The sequence below is a fragment of the Methylobacterium sp. genome (assembly GCF_028290105.1).
GTDB lineage: Bacteria > Pseudomonadota > Alphaproteobacteria > Rhizobiales > Beijerinckiaceae > Methylobacterium.
Genome location: NZ_JAQGKL010000154.1, coordinates 1 through 18,364 on the forward strand (window position 1 = coordinate 1; position 18,364 = coordinate 18,364).

At 70.0% G+C, this 18,364-nt stretch carries 19 protein-coding genes; 11 read left to right on the forward strand and 8 right to left on the reverse strand.

Annotation, left to right across the window (positions count from 1 at the left end):
• The first annotated feature begins 241 nt into the window (after nt 1-241).
• From acnA to dprA, 5 genes are all read left to right on the forward strand, one after another.
• Entirely contained in the window at nt 242-2,953 is a 2,712-nt protein-coding gene (gene acnA, locus JWQ05_RS10975) for an aconitate hydratase AcnA (protein WP_299658481.1), read from the forward strand.
• Nucleotides 2,954-3,139: 186 nt separating this feature from the next.
• Entirely contained in the window at nt 3,140-3,328 is a 189-nt protein-coding gene (locus JWQ05_RS10980) for a DUF1508 domain-containing protein (protein ID WP_299658482.1), read from the forward strand.
• A gap of 185 nt (nt 3,329-3,513) precedes the next feature.
• Complete coding sequence (locus JWQ05_RS10985) at nt 3,514-4,821, forward strand: dihydroorotase (protein WP_299658543.1); 1,308 nt, start codon at nt 3,514-3,516, stop codon at nt 4,819-4,821.
• Nucleotides 4,818-5,432: a glycerol-3-phosphate 1-O-acyltransferase PlsY gene (gene plsY, locus JWQ05_RS10990; protein WP_299658483.1), complete on the forward strand. Its 615-nt coding sequence runs from the start codon at nt 4,818-4,820 to the stop codon at nt 5,430-5,432. Before JWQ05_RS10985 ends, plsY begins: the two co-directional genes overlap by 4 nt.
• A 33-nt stretch (nt 5,433-5,465) precedes the next feature.
• Nucleotides 5,466-6,641 carry a DNA-processing protein DprA gene (gene dprA / locus JWQ05_RS10995; RefSeq protein ID WP_299658484.1) on the forward strand — a complete coding sequence of 392 codons (1,176 nt, stop codon included), beginning with the start codon at nt 5,466-5,468 and terminating at the stop codon, nt 6,639-6,641.
• 33 nt (nt 6,642-6,674) lie between these two features.
• Here the strand turns inward: dprA and ruvX are convergent, their stop codons facing one another.
• On the reverse strand, nt 6,675-7,190 hold the full coding sequence (gene ruvX, locus JWQ05_RS11000; RefSeq protein WP_299658485.1) for a Holliday junction resolvase RuvX: 516 nt from the start codon (nt 7,188-7,190) through the stop codon (nt 6,675-6,677).
• A gap of 62 nt (nt 7,191-7,252) precedes the next feature.
• A complete protein-coding gene (locus JWQ05_RS11005; protein ID WP_299658486.1) occupies nt 7,253-7,798 on the reverse strand; it encodes an SMI1/KNR4 family protein in 546 nt (181 codons plus the stop codon).
• 112 nt (nt 7,799-7,910) lie between these two features.
• Between JWQ05_RS11005 and JWQ05_RS11010 the strand changes: the two genes are divergently transcribed.
• The 5 genes from JWQ05_RS11010 (at nt 7,911) to gatB (ending at nt 11,954) form a co-directional block, all read left to right on the forward strand.
• Nucleotides 7,911-8,090 carry a hypothetical protein gene (locus JWQ05_RS11010; protein WP_299658487.1) on the forward strand — a complete coding sequence of 60 codons (180 nt, stop codon included), beginning with the start codon at nt 7,911-7,913 and terminating at the stop codon, nt 8,088-8,090.
• Nucleotides 8,091-8,231: 141 nt separating this feature from the next.
• Nucleotides 8,232-8,519 carry an Asp-tRNA(Asn)/Glu-tRNA(Gln) amidotransferase subunit GatC gene (gene gatC / locus JWQ05_RS11015; protein ID WP_299658488.1) on the forward strand — a complete coding sequence of 96 codons (288 nt, stop codon included), beginning with the start codon at nt 8,232-8,234 and terminating at the stop codon, nt 8,517-8,519.
• A 105-nt stretch (nt 8,520-8,624) separates the two neighbouring features.
• Nucleotides 8,625-10,106, forward strand: coding sequence for an Asp-tRNA(Asn)/Glu-tRNA(Gln) amidotransferase subunit GatA (gene gatA / locus JWQ05_RS11020; RefSeq protein ID WP_299658489.1), 1,482 nt, complete (start codon nt 8,625-8,627; stop codon nt 10,104-10,106).
• 10 nt (nt 10,107-10,116) lie between these two features.
• Entirely contained in the window at nt 10,117-10,416 is a 300-nt protein-coding gene (locus tag JWQ05_RS11025; protein WP_299658490.1) for a hypothetical protein, read from the forward strand.
• Nucleotides 10,417-10,481: 65 nt separating this feature from the next.
• Nucleotides 10,482-11,954: an Asp-tRNA(Asn)/Glu-tRNA(Gln) amidotransferase subunit GatB gene (gene gatB / locus JWQ05_RS11030; RefSeq protein WP_299658491.1), complete on the forward strand. Its 1,473-nt coding sequence runs from the start codon at nt 10,482-10,484 to the stop codon at nt 11,952-11,954.
• Between the two features lie 885 nt (nt 11,955-12,839).
• On the opposite strand, the gene JWQ05_RS11035 is transcribed toward gatB, so the two are convergent.
• From JWQ05_RS11035 to JWQ05_RS11055, 5 genes are all read right to left on the reverse strand, one after another.
• The gene (locus JWQ05_RS11035) at nt 12,840-13,862 is read right to left on the reverse strand and encodes an HlyD family secretion protein (RefSeq protein ID WP_299658492.1); all 1,023 of its coding nucleotides are present in this window, start codon (nt 13,860-13,862) and stop codon (nt 12,840-12,842) included.
• A gap of 3 nt (nt 13,863-13,865) precedes the next feature.
• Nucleotides 13,866-14,060: a DUF1656 domain-containing protein gene (locus JWQ05_RS11040; protein WP_299658493.1), complete on the reverse strand. Its 195-nt coding sequence runs from the start codon at nt 14,058-14,060 to the stop codon at nt 13,866-13,868.
• Entirely contained in the window at nt 14,060-16,072 is a 2,013-nt protein-coding gene (locus tag JWQ05_RS11045; protein ID WP_299658494.1) for an FUSC family protein, read from the reverse strand. The genes JWQ05_RS11040 and JWQ05_RS11045 overlap by 1 nt, the downstream gene beginning before the upstream one ends.
• Nucleotides 16,069-16,485 (reverse strand): DUF4345 domain-containing protein, encoded by a 417-nt coding sequence (locus JWQ05_RS11050; RefSeq protein WP_299658495.1) that lies wholly within the window; start codon nt 16,483-16,485, stop codon nt 16,069-16,071. The genes JWQ05_RS11045 and JWQ05_RS11050 overlap by 4 nt, the downstream gene beginning before the upstream one ends.
• Before the next feature lie 103 nt (nt 16,486-16,588).
• A complete protein-coding gene (locus JWQ05_RS11055) occupies nt 16,589-16,849 on the reverse strand; it encodes a hypothetical protein (protein ID WP_299658544.1) in 261 nt (86 codons plus the stop codon).
• A 239-nt stretch (nt 16,850-17,088) separates the two neighbouring features.
• Here JWQ05_RS11055 and JWQ05_RS11060 point away from each other — a divergent pair, with 239 nt between their 5' ends.
• Entirely contained in the window at nt 17,089-17,724 is a 636-nt protein-coding gene (locus tag JWQ05_RS11060) for a glutathione binding-like protein (RefSeq protein ID WP_299658496.1), read from the forward strand.
• A gap of 25 nt (nt 17,725-17,749) precedes the next feature.
• On the opposite strand, the gene JWQ05_RS11065 is transcribed toward JWQ05_RS11060, so the two are convergent.
• Nucleotides 17,750-18,280: a DUF2147 domain-containing protein gene (locus JWQ05_RS11065; RefSeq protein WP_299658497.1), complete on the reverse strand. Its 531-nt coding sequence runs from the start codon at nt 18,278-18,280 to the stop codon at nt 17,750-17,752.
• Nucleotides 18,281-18,364: the final 84 nt, after the last annotated feature.

Here is an 18,364-nt window from a genome sequence, read left to right on the forward strand (position 1 = left end):
CGAACAGACGCACCACTCTGTCAGGCTCCCGGTAGCGGCCAGTTTCGAAGTGTTCTATGAAGCGGTCAGGCTGCGCCGCGCGAGCTTCAGGGCGTCCAAATCGCCCTTCGCGCATCACCCTCATCCGGGCACCCCCGGGGCGGCGCGCGCTTCCAAAGCGCTCCCAGCCGAACACGTGTACTCGTGGCGCAGGTTATGCCTGCGCGTGTTCGACCAACCGCTCGTGAGGAAACAGACCGCCGTGGCATCGCTCGACAGCTTCCAGTCTCGCCAGACGCTCACCGTCGGGGACAAGTCCTACACCTACTACTCGATTCCGCATGCCGAGAAGGCCGGCCTCGCCGACGCCACCGCGCTGCCCTTCGCCATGAAGGTGCTGCTCGAGAACCTGCTGCGCTTCGAGGACGACCGCTCTGTCAAGAAGGACGACATCTCCGCCACCGTCGCGTGGCTCGGCAACAAGGGCAAGACCGAGACCGAGATCGCCTTCCGTCCCTCGCGCGTGCTGATGCAGGACTTCACGGGCGTGCCCGCCGTGGTGGATCTCGCGGCCATGCGCGACGCCATGGTGGCGCTTGGCGGCGACCCCCAGAAGATCAACCCGCTGGTGCCCGTCGACCTCGTGATCGACCACTCGGTCATCGTCGACGAGTTCGGCACGCCGAAGGCGCTGGCCGACAACGTGGCGCTCGAATACTCGCGCAACGGCGAGCGCTACACCTTCCTCAAATGGGGCCAGTCGGCCTTCGACAATTTCTCCGTCGTGCCCCCCGGTACCGGTATCTGCCACCAGGTGAACCTGGAATACCTGTCGCAGACGATCTGGACCAAGCAAGATCCAGATTCTTCGGACGGCACCGAGCTCGCCTATCCGGACAGCCTGGTCGGCACCGATTCGCACACGACCATGGTCAACGGTCTGGCCGTGCTCGGCTGGGGGGTCGGCGGCATCGAGGCGGAGGCCGCCATGCTCGGCCAGCCCCTCTCCATGCTGATCCCCGAGGTCATCGGCTTCAAGCTGTCGGGCAAGCTGCCCGAGGGCACCACCGCCACCGACCTCGTGCTCACCGTCACGCAGATGCTGCGCAAGAAGGGCGTGGTCGGCAAGTTCGTGGAGTTCTACGGCCCCGGTCTCGACGACATGGCGGTGGCCGACCGCGCCACGATCTCCAACATGGCCCCCGAATACGGCGCCACCTGCGGCTTCTTCCCCATCGACCAGAAGACCATCGACTTCCTCACCGTCACCGGCCGCGCCGACGACCGGATCGCGCTGGTCGAAGCCTACGCCAAGGCGCAGGGCATGTGGCGCGATGCGCAGACCCCCGACCCCGTCTTCACCGACACGCTGGAACTGGACATGGGCGACGTGCGCCCGTCGCTCGCCGGCCCCAAGCGCCCGCAGGACCGGGTGCTGCTCGACGGCGCCAAGCCGGGCTTTGCCGGCTCCATGGAGACCGAGTTCAAGAAGGCCGCCGACATCGCCAGGCGCTATCCGGTGGAGGGCGCCAATTTCGACATCGGGCACGGTGACGTGGTGATCGCCGCGATCACGTCCTGCACCAACACCTCGAACCCGAGCGTGATGATCGGCGCCGGGCTGCTCGCCCGCAACGCGGTGGCCAAGGGCCTGCGCTCGAAGCCCTGGGTGAAGACCTCCCTCGCCCCCGGCTCCCAGGTGGTGGCCGAATACCTCGAGAGCGCCGGCCTGCAGAAGCCCCTCGATGCCCTCGGCTTCAACCTCGTCGGCTTCGGCTGCACCACCTGCATCGGCAATTCGGGGCCGCTCCCGGCCCCGATCTCGAAGGCGATCAACGACAACGACGTGGTGGCGGCGGCCGTGCTCTCCGGCAACCGCAACTTCGAGGGCCGCGTGAACCCGGACGTGCGGGCGAACTACCTCGCTTCGCCGCCGCTGGTGGTGGCCTACGCGCTCGCCGGCTCGATGCAGATCGACATCACAACCGAGCCCCTCGGCATCGGTTCGGACGGCCAGCCCGTCTACCTCAAGGACATCTGGCCCTCGACGGCGGAGGTCGCGGAGTTCATCGAGGCCAACATTACCTCGACCCTGTTCAAGTCCCGCTACGCCGACGTCTTCGGCGGCGACGATTACTGGAAGGCCGTCGAAGTCACCGAGGCCGAGACCTTCAAGTGGGATTCGACCTCCACCTACGTGCAGAACCCGCCCTATTTCGTGGGCATGACCAAGACCCCGGCGCCGGTGGAGGACGTGGTCGACGCCCGCATCCTGGGCCTGTTCCTCGACTCGATCACCACCGACCACATCTCGCCGGCAGGCAACATCCGGGCGAATTCCCCGGCGGGCGCCTACCTGCAGGAGCATCAGGTCCGGGTGCAGGACTTCAACCAGTACGGCACGCGCCGCGGCAACCACGAAGTCATGATGCGCGGCACGTTCGCCAACATCCGCATCAAGAACCAGATGGTCCGTGACGAGACCGGCAACGTGGTCGAGGGCGGCTGGACCCTGTTCCAGCCGTCCGGCGAGCGGATGTTCATCTACGACGCCGCCCAGAAGTATCAGGCGGAGGGCACGCCCCTCGTCGTCTTCGCCGGCAAGGAATACGGCACCGGCTCGTCGCGCGACTGGGCGGCCAAGGGCACCAAGCTGCTGGGCATCCGCGCCGTGGTGGCCGAGAGCTTCGAGCGCATCCACCGCTCGAACCTCGTCGGCATGGGCATCGTGCCCCTGGTCTTCCAGGGCGAGACGAGCTGGGCCTCGCTCGGCCTCAAGGGCGACGAGACGGTCTCGATCCGGGGCCTCTCGGGCGAGCTCAAGCCCCGCCAGACCATGATCGCCGAGATCACCTCCGCCGACGGCACCAAGCGGGAGGTCCCCCTGACCTGCCGCATCGATACCCTCGACGAGCTGGAATACTTCCGCAACGGCGGTATTCTCCCCTACGTACTGCGCTCGCTCGCGGCGTAAGGCTCGGGCTTCGGCCCTGTGATACCGGAGGCCTCGCCCGCAAGGGCGGGGTCTTTTTTCTGCGGCAGCGGTTCTTGAAAGGCCTACTTCAAGTTAATAAATATCCGGATATCAAACCTAGAGTTTGAATAACATGCCACGACGCACCCATCCACGGTGCCGACGGCGGAACTCCGGAGCGGAACGATGGCCGGCATTTCCTACCCCTGCTACAAGGTCAAGAAGGACACGCGCGCGCAATGGTACTGGGTCTATTACGCGAAGAACGGTGAGGAGATCTCCAGGAGCAGCGAAAGCTACGTGGCCAAGGCGGACTGCCTCAACGGCCTCAAGCTCAACAAGGCTTCGGCCAACGACCCCATCTTCGAGGTTTGACCGGCGCCCTCCGGAAATCCCCGGGAGGCGTGGCGCGCGGAACGTCTTCCGGTCCAGGCTCGCTAGCCGGACGAGACGTCGACCGTTTCGGCCTCCCGTGGGCAATCGGCTGCAGGGCCCGTCGATACGGACGGACGGCCCGCTTGACGCCACGTCGCGCCCGGTCGAAACCGCGAGGCATGACGATGCGTCCCATCCTGCTCACCAACGCCACGCTCTGCGATCCGGCCACGGGCCGCCAGCAGCCCGGCCATATCATCGTGCGCGACGGCCGGATCGAGGATGTCGCCTGGGGGCCCCTCGCCGGGGTTCCGGACGAGGCCGAGGCGATCGATTGCGCCGGCCACGTCCTCGGCCCCGGGCTCATCGACCTGCGCGCCTTCGTGGGCGAGCCCGGCGCCGAGCATCGCGAGACCCTGGCGAGCGCCAGCGCGGCGGCGGCCGCCGGCGGCGTCACCACCCTCGTGTGCATGCCCGACACCAACCCGGTCATCGACGGGCCGGCCATCGTGGATTTCGTGCTGCGCCGGGCGCGCGATACGGCGAGCGTCAACGTCCTGCCGGCCGCCGCCATCACCAAGGGCCTGCTCGGGCAGGAGATGACCGAGTTCGGCCTGCTGCAGGAGGCGGGGGCCGTCGCCTTCACCGACGGCCTCAAGGCGGTGAGGAACGCCCAGGTGATGCGCCGCGCGCTCACCTATGCGCGCGATTTCGGCGTCCTCCTGATGCAGCACGTGGAGGAGCCGGATCTCGTCGGCGACGGCGTGATGAACGAGGGCGAGATGGCCTCCCGCCTCGGCCTGCTCGGCATCCCCCGCGAGGCCGAGACGGTGATGCTGGAACGCGACATCCGCCTCGTGCGCCTGACGCAGGCCCGCTACCACGCGGCGATGATCTCGTGCGCCGACTCCGTCGAGATCGTGCGCCGGGCGAAAGCCGACGGCCTGCCCGTGACCTGCGGCGCCTCCGTGAACAACCTCGTGCTCAACGAGGGCGACATCGGGCACTACCGGACGTTCTGCCGGCTCTCGCCGCCTCTCCGGCACGAGACCGACCGCCTCGCCCTGGTGGCGGCGCTCAACGAGGGCGTGATCGACGTCGTCGTTTCCGACCACAACCCGCAGGACGTCGAGACCAAGCGCCTGCCCTTCGCGGAGGCCGCCGACGGGGCCCTCGGCATCGAGACGCTGCTCGGCGCGTCCCTGCGCCTCGTCCACACCGGCGACGTCTCGCTGCCGCGCCTGCTCGGAGCCTTGAGCGCGAGCCCGGCCGCCCTGCTCGGGCGCGAGGCCGGGCGTCTCGCGCCCGGGGCGCCGGCCGACCTCGTGCTGATCGACCCCGATCTGCCCTACATAATCGACAAGCGCCGGCTGAAATCCCGCTCGAAGAATTCGCCCTTCGACGAGGCGCGCCTTCAGGGCGCCGCCCTCCTGACGATGGTGGGCGGGCGGATCGTGTTCCGCGCCCCCGACGAGACCGAGGCCGCCGCGTGAGCGCCTTCGACACGGCGTCCCTCGCCTGGCCCCTCCTGCTCGCAGCCCTGGCGGGGGGCTACCTCCTCGGCTCGATCCCGTTTGGGCTGATCCTGACCCGCTATGCCGGGCTCGGGGACGTGCGGGCCATCGGCTCGGGCAACATCGGCGCCACCAACGTGCTGCGCACAGGGCGCAAGGGCCTGGCGGCCGCGACCCTGCTGGGCGATGCGCTCAAGGGCACGGCCGCCGTGCTGCTGGCCGGGCGGTTCGGGCTGGAGCCCGCGCTGGTGGCCGGGCTCGGCGCCTTCCTGGGCCACCTCTTCCCGGTCTGGCTCGGGTTCAGGGGCGGCAAGGGGGTGGCGACCTTCCTCGGCGTGCTCCTGGCGCTGAGCCCGCTCGGCCTCCTCGCCTTCGCGGCCATCTGGCTCGGCCTCGCCTTCACGCTGAAATACTCCTCGCTGGCGGCACTGGCCGCCTCCGCCCTGACCCCCCTCGTGCTCTGGGTGCTGGGACAGCCCTCGGTTGCATTTCTGTTTCTCCTGCTCGCCGCCCTGCTATGGTGGAAGCACGCTCCCAACATCCGTCGGCTGATCGACGGAACCGAGGGGCGCATCGGGCAGAAGGGCTGACAGGCCGGCGCCCGCTCCGGATGGGAGAGGGTGATGCAGCTCAACGATGCCCAGCGCCTCGACTGGCTGCGCCTGATCCGCAGCGAAGGCATCGGCCCGCGCAGCTTCCGCACCCTGATCAACCGCTTCGGCGGAGCGAGCGGCGCCCTGGAGGCCCTGCCGCACCTCACCGGGCGCAGCGGCAAGCGCGTGACGCCGCCGAGCCGGGCGGAGGCCGAGGCCGAGATCGCCGCCGCCGCCCGGCTCGGCGCCCGCCTCGTCGCCCTGGGGGAGGCGGATTACCCGAGGCTCCTGCAGGCGGCGGACTCCGCGCCGCCCCTCCTCGCCATCCGGGGCAATCCGGCGATCCTGAACCGGCCCGCCATCGCCATCGTGGGCTCGCGCAACGCCTCCGCCGCCGGTCTGTCCTTCACCGAGCGCCTGGCGCGCGGCCTCGGGGAGGCGGGCCTCGCGGTGGTCTCGGGGCTGGCGCGCGGCATCGACGCGCGCGCCCACAAGGCCGCGCTCCTGCCCGGCACCGTGGCGGTGCTGGCGGGGGGCCACGACCGGATCTACCCGGCCAACCACGCCGCGCTGGTGGAGGCGATCCTGGAGGCCCAGGGCGCCATCGTGGCCGAGATGCCGATGGGCTGGGAACCGCGCGGGCGCGACTTCCCCCGGCGCAACCGCATCATCTCGGGGTTGGCCTACGGCACCGTCGTGGTCGAGGCCGCCCGGCGCTCCGGCTCGCTGATCACCGCGCGCTTCGCCCTCGAACAGGGCCGCGAGGTCTTCGCGGTGCCGGGCTCGCCCCTCGACCCGCGGGCGGAGGGCACCAACGACCTCATCCGCCAGGGCGCGACCCTGGTGGCCGAGGTCGCGCACGTCACGGACGCGATCGCGCCGCTGATCGAGGGCGGCGCCTTTTCGCAAGGGGAGGGCGCCCTGGCGGTCGACCGTCCGGATCTCGCCGACGCGCCCATCTTCTGGGACGAACTCGATGTCGACGGGCCGGCGCCGCCCCTGTTCGAGGAGGCCCGCGACGCCCCCGAACCGGCGGACGACCGGGCCCGCCTCATCGGCTATCTCAGCCCCACCCCGATCGGCACGGACGAACTCGCCCGCGCCGCCGGCCTCAGCGCCCGCATCGTCCAGACCACCCTGCTCGAACTCGAACTCGACGGCCGCATCGAGCGCCACGGCAGCGGAGCGGTGTCGCTCCTGCGATAGAGACGGCCGTTCGACCGCGCGGGCGCGCTCGCGTCAGGCCTCGTGGTGCGCTTGATCGTCCGTTTCGTCGTCCATTTCCTGGCCCAGCGCATGGCGCATCTGGTCCAGGCAGCCCTGAAGGATGTAGGCGGCGGCCAGCATGTCCACGACCTCGCCGCGCTTGGCCCGCGAGGCATCCGCCGCGATCAGCGCCCGGGTGACGGCGGCGGTGGAGAGCCGCTCGTCGCAATAGAGGACGGGGAGGGGCAGCAGCGGCTTCATGTTGCGCACGAAGGAGCGGGTCGACTGGACGCGCACGCCCTCGCTGCCGTCCATGTTGAGCGGCAACCCGATCACCAGGCCGCCGACCCCGTGCTTCTCGCACAAGGTGCGCAGGCGCGTGACGTCGGGGGTGAACTTCACCCGCCGGATCGTCTCCAGCGGCGAGGCGATCTGGCGCCCGACATCCGACAGCGCGAGCCCGATCGTCTTGGTGCCGAGGTCGATCCCGATCAGGCGGGGCCCGCCCTGCGAGGCTTGCGCGAAGGCGCGCATCTCGGCCTCGTCCATGTCCGTCCCTCTCTCGTTGAGGGCCCTCTCCTGATGGATCGGGCTCCCGTGGGCAAGGGGCCTCAGTGCAGGCCGGCCGAGCCCTCGATGTCGTCGCCCACGAAGGCGGCGGAGAGGGGCTCGGCGCCCATGCCGAGGATGCCGCGCACGGCCGGCCCCCGGCTGCGCCGCATCAGGTCCAGGAGGTCGGCGCCCCCGAACCGGATCGCCTCGAGGTCGGCCCCCAGCACCCAAATCTCGTACTCGTCGCGCCCGGGCACCACGTCCCAGAACAGGAACTCGCCGGCCTCCGTCTGCCCGAAGAAGCAGGCCCGGTCGATCACGCCCGGATCGTCGCCCTCCACCTCGAAGCGATGGTCCGGCCGGTCGGCCAGCACCGCCGAGATGCTGTGGGCCATGAGTTCGGAGCGCCCGACGAGGTCGGCCTCCGGGTCGGGGCTCGGGATCGCCACGCGAAAATGCCCGTTGGCGAGCCCGGCCCCGAGGGTGCGGCAGAAGGCGCGGTAGCTCTCGGGCAGCGCGAAGCCGAGGTCGGCCTCGGCGCGTTCCAGCTCCGCCTGCGTGGACACCGGCCCCGGCGCGCAGGGCGCGAACACCGTCTCCCACATGAATCCGTCCCTCCGCACGCGTTAACCTTAAAGAAACGTTGTCATAGCCTTGCGCGGACCGGATCGGCCAGAGCATCGTTAAGGAACCATTAACGGACCGGATGCCCGCCCCATGACGCCGCCCAATCCCGAGCCGAAGCCAACGCGCCGGACGATGCCGCTGCGGCACAAGCTGATGCTGGCGCTCGCCTGCGAGATCCTCCTGGTCGGCTTCCGCCAGGTCGACCTGACCCCGCGCCAGACCGGCATCCTCATCGAGGCGCCGGCGATGCCGCACCACGTGATCACCTGACATCCGCGATCCGGAGACGCGCTCGATCCGGACGCGCGGCGTTGCGAGCCCGCGAAGGCGGGTGCTATAGCCCGGCCGAGCGCTCCCCGGCCGGCGAACCCCGCCATGCCGCGAACGGAGCCTTGAGGATCTGAAGACAGCATGTCGGTCGACGCAACGACGGTGAGGCGCATCGCGCACCTGGCGCGCATCGCGGTGAGCGAGGACGAGGTGGCGCCCCTGCAGGGCGAACTCAACGCGATCCTGGCCTTCGTCGAGCAACTCGGCGCCGTCGACGTGACGGGCATCGAGCCGATGACCTCGGTGACGCCGATGGCGATGAAGAAGCGCCGGGACGTCGTCACCGACGGGGCCAAGGCCGACGCCATCGTGGCCAACGCGCCCGAGACCGAGGACCATTATTTCCTCGTGCCGAAGGTCGTCGAGTAGGGGCGCGCCCCGCCCTTAGCGAACGAGGCCGCCCCGATGGACGGTTCGCCTGGCGCCCACGCAGCGGCGACGGCGGAGCACCGGGGCTCAACAGGACGAGCGCCCATGACAATCCTCAACGAACTCACCCTGGCGGAAGCCCGCGACGGGCTGAAGGCCAAGGCCTTTTCCGCCGCCGACCTGACCCAGGCGCATCTCTCCGCCATGGAGAAGGCGCGCGGCCTCAACGCCTACCTCGTCGAGACGCCCGAGCGGGCGCTGGCGATGGCCAAGGCGGCGGACGCGAAGATCGCCGCCGGCGAGGCCCGTCCGCTGGAGGGCATTCCCCTCGGCATCAAGGACCTGTTCTGCACCGACGGGGTGGCGACCACCGCCGGCTCCAAGATCCTCGAGGGCTTCACGCCGGCCTACGAATCGGCCGTGACCGCCAACCTCTGGCGCGACGGCGCCGTGATGCTGGGCAAGCTCAACCTCGACGAATTCGCCATGGGCTCGTCGAACGAGACCTCCGCCTACGGCGACGTGGTCTCGCCCTGGCGCCGGCCCAACTCCGAGACCAGGCTCGTACCGGGCGGCTCGTCGGGCGGTTCGGCGGCGGCGGTGGCCGCGCATCTCTGCCTCGGCGCCACCGCGACGGATACCGGCGGCTCGATCCGCCAGCCCGCCGCCTTCACGGGCACGGTGGGCATCAAGCCGACCTACGGGCGCTGCTCGCGCTGGGGTACGGTGGCGTATGCCTCCTCCCTCGACCAGGCCGGCCCGATCGCCCGCACGGTGCGCGACTGCGCCATCCTGCTCGGCTCCATGGCGGGCGAGGATGCCCGCGACACCACCTGCGCGGATCTCCCCGTGCCCGACTTCGAGGCGGCGGTGGCGCGTGGGGTGAAGGGCCTGACCATCGGCATCCCGAAGGAATACCGGGTGGAGGGCATGTCCGCCGAGATCCAGGCGCTCTGGGACACGGGCGCGGCGATGCTGAAGGACGCGGGCGCCACCATCCGGGAGATCTCGCTGCCGCACACGCCCTACGCGCTGCCGGCCTATTACATCGTGGCGCCGGCCGAGGCCTCTTCGAACCTCGCCCGCTACGACGGCGTGCGCTACGGCCTGCGGGTGCCCGGCAAGGACATCGCCAGCCTCTACGAGAACACCCGCGCCGCTGGCTTCGGCCGCGAGGTCAAGCGCCGCATCATGATCGGCACCTACGTGCTCTCGGCGGGCTATTACGACGCCTATTACGTGCGGGCGCAGAAGATCCGCACCCTGATCAAGCGCGATTTCGAGCAGGCCTACGCCGCCGGCATCGACGCGATCCTGACGCCCGCGACGCCGTCGGCGGCCTTCGGCATCGGCGAGAAGGGCTCGGGCGACCCCGTCGAGATGTACCTGCAGGACGTCTTCACCATCACGGTGAACATGGCGGGCCTGCCCGGCATCTCGGTGCCGGCGGGCCTCGACGCGCAGGGGTTGCCGCTCGGGCTCCAGCTCATCGGCCGTCCCTTCGACGAGGAGACGCTGTTCGCCGCCGCGCAGGTGATCGAAGAGGCTGCGGGACGCACCAAGCTCCCGGCCGCGTGGTGGGCATGAAAGTACGGCCATGACCGTCCCGGTCTACCCCTTCGAGGTCTGGATCTGGGCCGCCTTCGATCCCGTGCTGATCGCCATCGCGCTGGTGATGGGCTGGAAGTCCGACCAGTTCGTGAAGATCATCCTCGTGGCGCTGATGGCGTTCGCCGTCTCGGTGCTGGTGTCGTGGGCGGTCACCGCCATCGGCGTGCCCTGGCCGGCGCCCGTGAGCCACGACGGGCCGACCTTCTTCCCCGTGCGCTGGATCGCGGCCTTCCTGTGGGGCGCGCTCGGCTTTCTCGCGCACCAGATCTACCGGCGCTTCGCTTGACCCTGCGGGCGACGGCTTTCACTCTGACGGCGCGTCGCGTCGTCCAACACTGAATCCGGGCCATCATGACCGCTGCCGTGAACCCCAAGAAGCTCATCAAGGGCGGCCTGCACGACTGGGAGGTCGTGATCGGCATGGAGATCCATGCCCAGGTCACGAGCCGCTCCAAGCTGTTCTCCGGCGCCTCGACGGAATTCGGCGGCGAGCCGAACGACCACGTCTCGCTGGTGGACGCGGCCATGCCCGGCATGCTGCCCGTCATCAACGAGGAATGCGTGGCCCAGGCGGTGCGCACCGGCCTCGGCCTGAAGGCGCAGATCAACCACCGTTCGGTGTTCGACCGGAAGAACTACTTCTACCCGGACCTGCCGCAGGGCTACCAGATCTCGCAGTTCAAGGACCCGATCGTCGGCGAGGGCGAGGTGCTGGTCGATCTGCCCGACGGGGAATCGATCACCGTGGGCATCGAGCGCCTGCACCTGGAGCAGGATGCCGGCAAGTCGCTGCACGACCAGAACCCGACCCAGAGCTTCGTCGATCTCAACCGCTCGGGCGTCGCCCTGATGGAGATCGTCTCGCGCCCCGACCTGCGCTCGTCGGAGGAGGCGCGCGCCTACGTGACCAAGCTGCGCACCATCCTGCGCTATCTCGGCACCTGCGACGGCGACATGGAGAAGGGATCGCTCCGCGCCGACGTGAACGTCTCGGTGCGTAAACCCGGCGACCCGCTCGGCACCCGCTGCGAGATCAAGAACGTCAACTCGATCCGCTTCATCGGCCAGGCCATCGAGACGGAAGCGCGCCGCCAGATCGCGATCATCGAGGATGGCGGCACGATCTCCCAGGAGACCCGCCTGTTCGACCCGGGCAAGGGCGAGACCCGCTCCATGCGCTCGAAGGAAGAGGCGCACGATTACCGCTACTTCCCGGACCCGGACCTGCTGCCGCTCGAATTCGACCAGGCCTATGTCGACGCCCTCGCCGAGGGCCTGCCGGAACTGCCCGACGCCAAGAAGGCGCGCTTCATCGCGGCCTACGGCCTCTCCCCCTACGATGCGGGCGTGCTCATCGCCGAGCGCGCCTCGGCCGATTACTTCGAGGCGGTGGCCACGGGCCGCGACGGCAAGGCCGCGGCGAACTGGGTCATCAACGAGCTGTTTGGGCGCCTCAACAAGGAGGGCAAGACCATCGAGACGAGCCCGGTCTCGGCGGTTCAGCTCGGCGGTATCGTCGACCTCATCGGCGAGGGCGTGATCTCGGGCAAGATCGCCAAGGATCTGTTCGAGGTCGTCTGGTCCGAGGGCGGCGACCCGCGTGCCCTGGTGGAATCGCGCGGCATGCGCCAGGTCACCGATACCGGCGCCATCGAGGCGGCGGTGGACGACATCATCGCCAAGAACCCCGACAAGGTCGCCCAGGCGAAGGAGAAGCCGACCCTGCTCGGCTGGTTCGTCGGCCAGACCATGAAGGCCACCGGCGGCAAGGCCAACCCGGCGGCGGTGAACGCGCTGCTGAAGGCCAAGCTCGGCATCGAGTAGCGCGCGATCGCCGTCGATGGCGGGAGCCAGGGCGGAGCGCCGTTCCGGCTGATGGACCCGGCTACGCGCGGCAGTGTTGCCAGAGGTGCGGTGTTGCCCGAGGAGCAAGGCAGAGCGCAGGTCCAGCCTCCTCCGCGAGAGGGACGGCGCAAGCTGCGTGATCCGTCCATCGTGTTGCGGTTTCGGACTGCCCGGAAGCCTCTCAACGCCCCGTCATCCCGGGGCCGCGCACCGGAGAGCCGGGGAGCCGGAAACGCTAGCCCTGCAAAGCCCCGCACCATCAGCGGCTCTGGATTCCGGGCTCGCCTGCGGCGCTCAGGAATGACCGCAAGGGCATCGCGGCAAGGCACGGACATTCGCGCGACGACGGTCGAGACAGCATCCGATCACAACAAATCCCGCCAACGCGTAAGCGCGGCGGTCGAGCCTCAAGACGGACAGGTTGAACGATGTGCACCGCATGTCGAAGAACAGCGGCGGCGGAAGCGGCCGAGGTGGGGCTTGGTGCATGTCTGACGTCGTGCCGTGCTGGCCGCGTCTGCGCCCCGAGGGACCGCTTCCGTCCCGGAATTCGCGTGTACGCTGCTCTACGTCCGGGCCGAATCAGCCCCGGATGATCGTCGCAGCCGCCTGCTGGGGTGGCGTCATTCCCAAATCTCCTGCGTCCGGTCGGTCGTGATCGTTATCCGATCAAGGCCTCCTCGTTGCTTGAGCTGTGCTTTGCCGTCGAAGCACCTGATCAGACTGCGACCCAATCGAGCAGGCGTCAAGTGCCTATTTCCATGATCGCCGGACTGTATTCATTCCCATCGCGACAGGCTTAAGAAATCCTGTCGCCCCAGGTCCTTGGCCCGCGTTGCAACCCGCGAGGCCGTCGCCACAGCCTCAGGGGGCCGGCGCGGGCGTGCCGCTGATGCGGCTGCGCAGGCGGGCGAGCCAGTCGTCGCGGTGGCGGCCGGGTTCGCCCACCGAGACGGTGGCGGTCATGCCGGCGACCAGGGTCACCCCCTCGGGCAGGTGCTCGATGCGGATGCGCACGGGCACGCGCTGGGCGAGCCGCACCCAGGTGTAGACCGGGTCGACGTTGGGCAGGCCCTGCGTGCTCGCCGCCGCGTTGGCGGTGCTGATGCCGAGCGTGATGCTCTCCACGCGCCCCCGGATCAGCGGATCGTAGCCGAGGAGTTCGGCCGAGACAGCGTCGCCCACGTGGATGTGGGCCATCTTGGTCTCCTCGAAATAGCCGTCGATCCAGAACGAATCGGTGTCGATCACCGCGATGTTGACCGTCCCCGTGGCGGCATAGTCGCCCGGGCGCAGGAGCAGGTTCGTCACCCGGCCGTTCACCGGCGCGCGCACCTGGGTGCGCTGCAGGTTGGTCCTGGCCTGCGCGAGCTGCGCTTTGGCCGAGGCCACCGCCGCCTCCGCGATCTTGGCGGTGCCGGCATATTGCTGCTTCTCCTCCACGGAGGTGGAGAGGGTGGTGAGCGCCTCGCGCCGGGCGGCCTGGGTGCGCTTCACCCCGAGATCGGCCTCGCGGTTGTCGAGCTCGGCCTGGGCCGAGGTCACCGAGACCTCGAAGTCGAAGGGATCGATGACGTAGAGGATGTCGCCCTTCTTCACCGCCTGGTTGTCGGCGACGCGCAACTCGGTGATCTGCCCGGAGACCTGGGGGGCGATGCTCGCCACCTGCACGCGCACCCGCCCGTCGCGGGTCCAGGGCGCGGTGACGTAGAACTGCCAGACCAGGGCCGCCGCCACCACGGCGCAGCCGAGGATGATTGCCGTGATCAGCAGGCGCAGCAGCCGGCGGCCCTGGCCGGCCCGGCGCGGCCGCGTATCCGGAGTTTGGGTGTCCGGGGGTTCGGATGCGGGAGGGGCGCCGGTCCGGATGTGCGTGTCGTCGGCCATGGTTCAGAGAAACACGATCAGGAGGGCGAGGATGCAGACGTAGAGGCCGGCCTCCGCCAGGGGCGGGTTGGCGACGTAGCGGCCGATGCGGAGATGCGCGAACAGGACGCGCAGGCCGACCAGGATCGCCAGGGCCCCGGCGGCGTAGGCGACGAAGGGGGAGACCAGCACGCCGCCGAGATCGAGGTCGCTGCGCATCAGGCCAGGAGCCCGAGGCGGCGCAGGAAGCGGCCCTGCCCCTCGATGACGTGCGCCGCCGTTGCGAGGTCGCTCACCGCGCGGGCGAGGTGCAGGCGGGTCTCAGAGGCGGCGCCCGCACCAGCCGCCAGGAGCGCCTGCGCGGCCTCCCGCATCCGGGCGGCGTCCACGGCCTCGATCGCCGCGCGGGCACGCTCCGCCACGGCGCGAAGCGACGCGTCGTGGGTAAGACCACGCAGCTGCGCATGCGCGCGGGCGGCCGCCGATTCCATCCGGGCGAGGTCGAAGGCCCGGTCGAGGCTCGCCCGTCGCACGGCCGCGCTGCCCGAACTCCAGCGGGCGAATTGCAGGAGGCGGTCGCTGTTGAGGCTGGTGCGGGTGCTGGCGTCGCCGCCCTGGCCGGCGAGGGCCTCGACGAGGGCGCGGCGTGCGGAATCGAGGGCGAAGACACGGTGCCGGGCCGTGGAGATCGGCAGGATCGTCCGGACGGTGAAGAACAGGATCAGGGCCGCGACGATGACCAGGAAGGCGTTGGTGAGGAAGCCTTGCGGGTCGTAGCTCTGCGGGTTGGCGGGGGAGAGCAGCACGGGGAAGAACACCAGCAGGATGAAGCCGATGCCGAAGGTCGGCGGGTTGAGGCTGAGGAAGCAGGCGGCGAAGACCACGGGCGCCATGGCGATGGCGAGCAGCGGGAAGCCCTGCACCCCGCCGAGCGCCCCGAACAGCACGATTCCGGCGCAGAGTGCGGCGAGCGGCATGCCGATGAGCACGCCCTTGGCGAAGACGCGCGGATCGGGGGCGGTGGAGGACAGCGCGCAGGTGGCGGCCACCTGCACCAGGGCGAAGGAGGTCGCGGGCCAGCCGGTGGCGATCAGGAGCAGCGCGCTCAACCCGAAGGCGACGACGACCCGCATCGCCCCGCGCAGGGCCTCCGGCACGTCGCGGTGGGTCGGCAGGGGCACGTCGCGCAGGGGCCGTCCGCCGAGCGCCAGGGCGCGGTGGCCATCCTGCGCGAACAGGGCGGCGCGGGCGAAATCGAGGGCGCGCTGCAGGGCCAGGATCTCGTCGAGGGGCGCCTGCCCCGCATGCAGGGCCGCCGTCACGAGATCCGACAGGCGCAAGACCGCCTCGTCTGGATCATCCTCCGGCTCGCACAGCCGGAGGCAGAGGCGGCGCGCCTCCGCCACGTCGGGGGAGGGCTCCGGCAGCCGCGCCATCGCCGCGGCCAGATGACGGGCGGCCGCCGCCATCACGTAGAGCGCCGCGATGGCGCTGCGGGCGCCGGCCGCACGGTCGGGCCCGTCGTCGAGTTCGCCCGCGATCGCGCTCGCGTCGGCCCGCATCGCGGCGATCTTCCGGATCAGCGCGGCGGCGCGCTCCGAGCCCGGGTCGCCTCGGGTCAGGGTCTCTCGGGCGAAGGCCTTCGTCTCCGCGATGGCGCCGCCGAGAGTGTCGCGCACGGTGCGCCAGATGCTCGGCGAGCCGAGGGCGTCGTTGATGAAGGTGATCGCCACGATGCCGAGGGTGATGGCCGCGACCCGGTCCACGGCGGCGTCGAAGGTGCTCTGCGGCGCATCGATATGCGCGATGGCGATGACCGCCACGGTGTAGCCCGAGAGCATGGCCCCGTAGGCGCGGGAATCCTGCAGGAAATGGGCGGTGAAGACGCAGGCCCCCAGCCAGGTGGCGAAGCCGACGAGGAGCAGCACCCGGTCCTGCGCGAACAGCGCCATCAGCACGATCGCCACGACGGCGCCCACGATGGTGCCGAGGAAGCGGTAGAGCGCCTTGGAGAGCGCCTGCCCGCGCGTGGGCTGGGCCAGGATGGCGACGCAGACCGCCGCCGAGGAGGCGCTCGACAATTGCAACCAGAAGGCCGCGTAGAGCGCCAGCGTCATGGCGAGCCAGATCCGGACGGCGAAGGCCCAGGCGGCGGGCTTCGGGATCACGCGCTCGGCGAACGCAAGCGCCCGGTCGTGCAGGGAGAGCCGGGCGTCCGCGCCGGCGCTCACCCGAGCGTTTCCCGGGGCGTCGCCTCGCCGTGCCGCGCCGCGACCCGGGCCTGCCAGAGGCAGAGCAGGGGGGTGACGACGAGTTCGACGCCGAGGGCCGCCAGCATCAGGAAGGCTGGCAGGCCTGTCAGCGCGAGGCCGAGGAGGCGGGCAAGGCCGCCGAGCGCCACCACCAGGGTGAGGAAGCGGAACAGCGTGGTCTTGGCCTCGATCCCGGGCACGCAGGTCCAGAACAGGATGCCGATGCCCATATGCAGGCCGGAGAGGTAGCGGAAATGGCTGTCGGCGGAGACGTCGACGAGGCCGCTGCCGCCGAGCCCGTTCAGGCCGAACAGCACGCCGTAGAGGCCGGAGGCCACCGGAACCAGGGCCACAAGAGCCACCGTGCGCTGCAGCGCCTTCCGTTCCCGCATCGTCGTGCCCGTTGGAGACAAGTCCTGACCGGATCGGCAACCGGTGCGGTCAGGCTTACGTTCCTTGTGCGCACGCGAAAGGCCGCGTGCGGCGCGGGGTGGCTCACGCCTTGATCTGCTTCAGGCGCTTCACGCACTTGCTGAAATATTGCGGCCATTTCGGACCCTGCGCGGCCTTGTCGGAGACCGAGAGGGCGCGCCACTCGGCGCCGCACTTCTTCTGGCGCTCGCGGGCCGCGCTCTGGCCGACGCTGGGCTCCTTCGCCTCCTTGGGGGCGATCGCGGCCTGCGCCAGCGCACCGCCGCTGACGACGGGACTCGTCAGAACGAGGGGGCTTGCCAGAAGCAGCAGGGCCGCGAACAAAGCATGGGTGCGGCGCGAACGGAACGACAGCATGACGACCCCCGGGATCTGTGGGCGCCGCCGTGCGGCGGGCCGGCCGCATCACAGCCACAACCCTGGGCGAGGGCAAGCGCCATTCGCACGTGTCCCGGCGCGATCCACCGCTCGCGCCGATGGCACGCAGTCTGCAACCTTCCACGCGCGTCCCGGATTGTTTCGGCGAGGCGATTGGGCCTGAACTGGGCTGGATCGAGAACCGCATGGCACACGCTTCGGGAAAACCCATCGACGTGCACACCTGGAGCACGCCGAACGGCTGGAAGATCCCGATCATGCTGGAGGAGTGCGGCCTGCCTTACCGAGTGGTGCCGGTGAATATCGGTCGGGGCGACCAGATGGCGCCGGACTTCCTGGCACTCTCGCCGAACAACAAGATCCCCGCCATCGTCGACCCGGACGGACCGGGGGGCGAGCCCATCACGGTGTTCGAATCGGGCGCGATCCTGCAATATCTCGGGCGTAAGACCGGCTGCCTCTACCCCGCCGACGAGCGGGCGCGGGTGGCGGTGGACGAATGGCTGTTCTGGCAGGTGGCGGGCTTCGGGCCGATGCTCGGCCAGGCGCACCACTTCCGGATCTACGCGCAGGAGAAGATCCCCTACGCCATCGAGCGCTTCACGACGGAAGCCCAGCGCCTCTACGGCGTGCTCGAGGGGCGCCTCGCGGGACGGGACTACGTGGCGGGCGATTTCTCCATCGCCGACATCGCGATCCTGCCCTGGGCCAAGTACCACGAGAAGCAGAACATCGATCTGGCGACCCTGCCCAACGTGCGGGCCTGGCTCGATCGCGTGATGGCGCGGCCAGCCGTCAAACGCGGCTTCGCGGCGGTCTGAGGGACCGCCGCGTAACGGGGCTCGCCTACTCGGTGGGAGCGGCCTTGGCGGGGGACGCCTTAGCGGCCTTCGGCGCCACCTTCGGGGCCGGCTCGGGCTGGGCTGCGGCCTGCTGATTCACGTCCGGCACGCGGGTCCAGGTCTGGGAGCCGCACAGCACCTTGAGCAGGCAGCCGGAGACCGACAGCTCTGAGCCGCTCTCGCGCTCGAGGCTGACCTGGTACATCTTGCCCTCGTCGGCGTTGTAGATCTCGCCGGAGAACTTCGCCTCCTCGGGCTTGAGGTTGTCGAGGAGGGTGAGGCCGAGCACCGGGCGGCTGCGCTTCTTCGGGTCGGGATTCTTGATGTCCGTGCGCGGAGTCCCGTCCTCGTTGGTCGCGGACTTGGCCCAGACAACCTTGCCGCAGATGTTGGCGGCGGCCGGGCCGCAACGGTCGATGCGGACCTTGGCGCGGCCGTCGCCCGTCAGCCAGGTGCCCGTCGGGTCCTGGGCCGGTGCGGCGGAGGCGGGAACGAGTCCGGCGAGGATGAGGGCGGCGGGGAGGGCGACGCGCATGTCCTGGTCTCCTGAGGCGTGGTGGGGGCAGGGAAGTCGGCCCGGGGGCCGTGGTCGTCTGGCCACAGGAGGCGTCCGCATTCA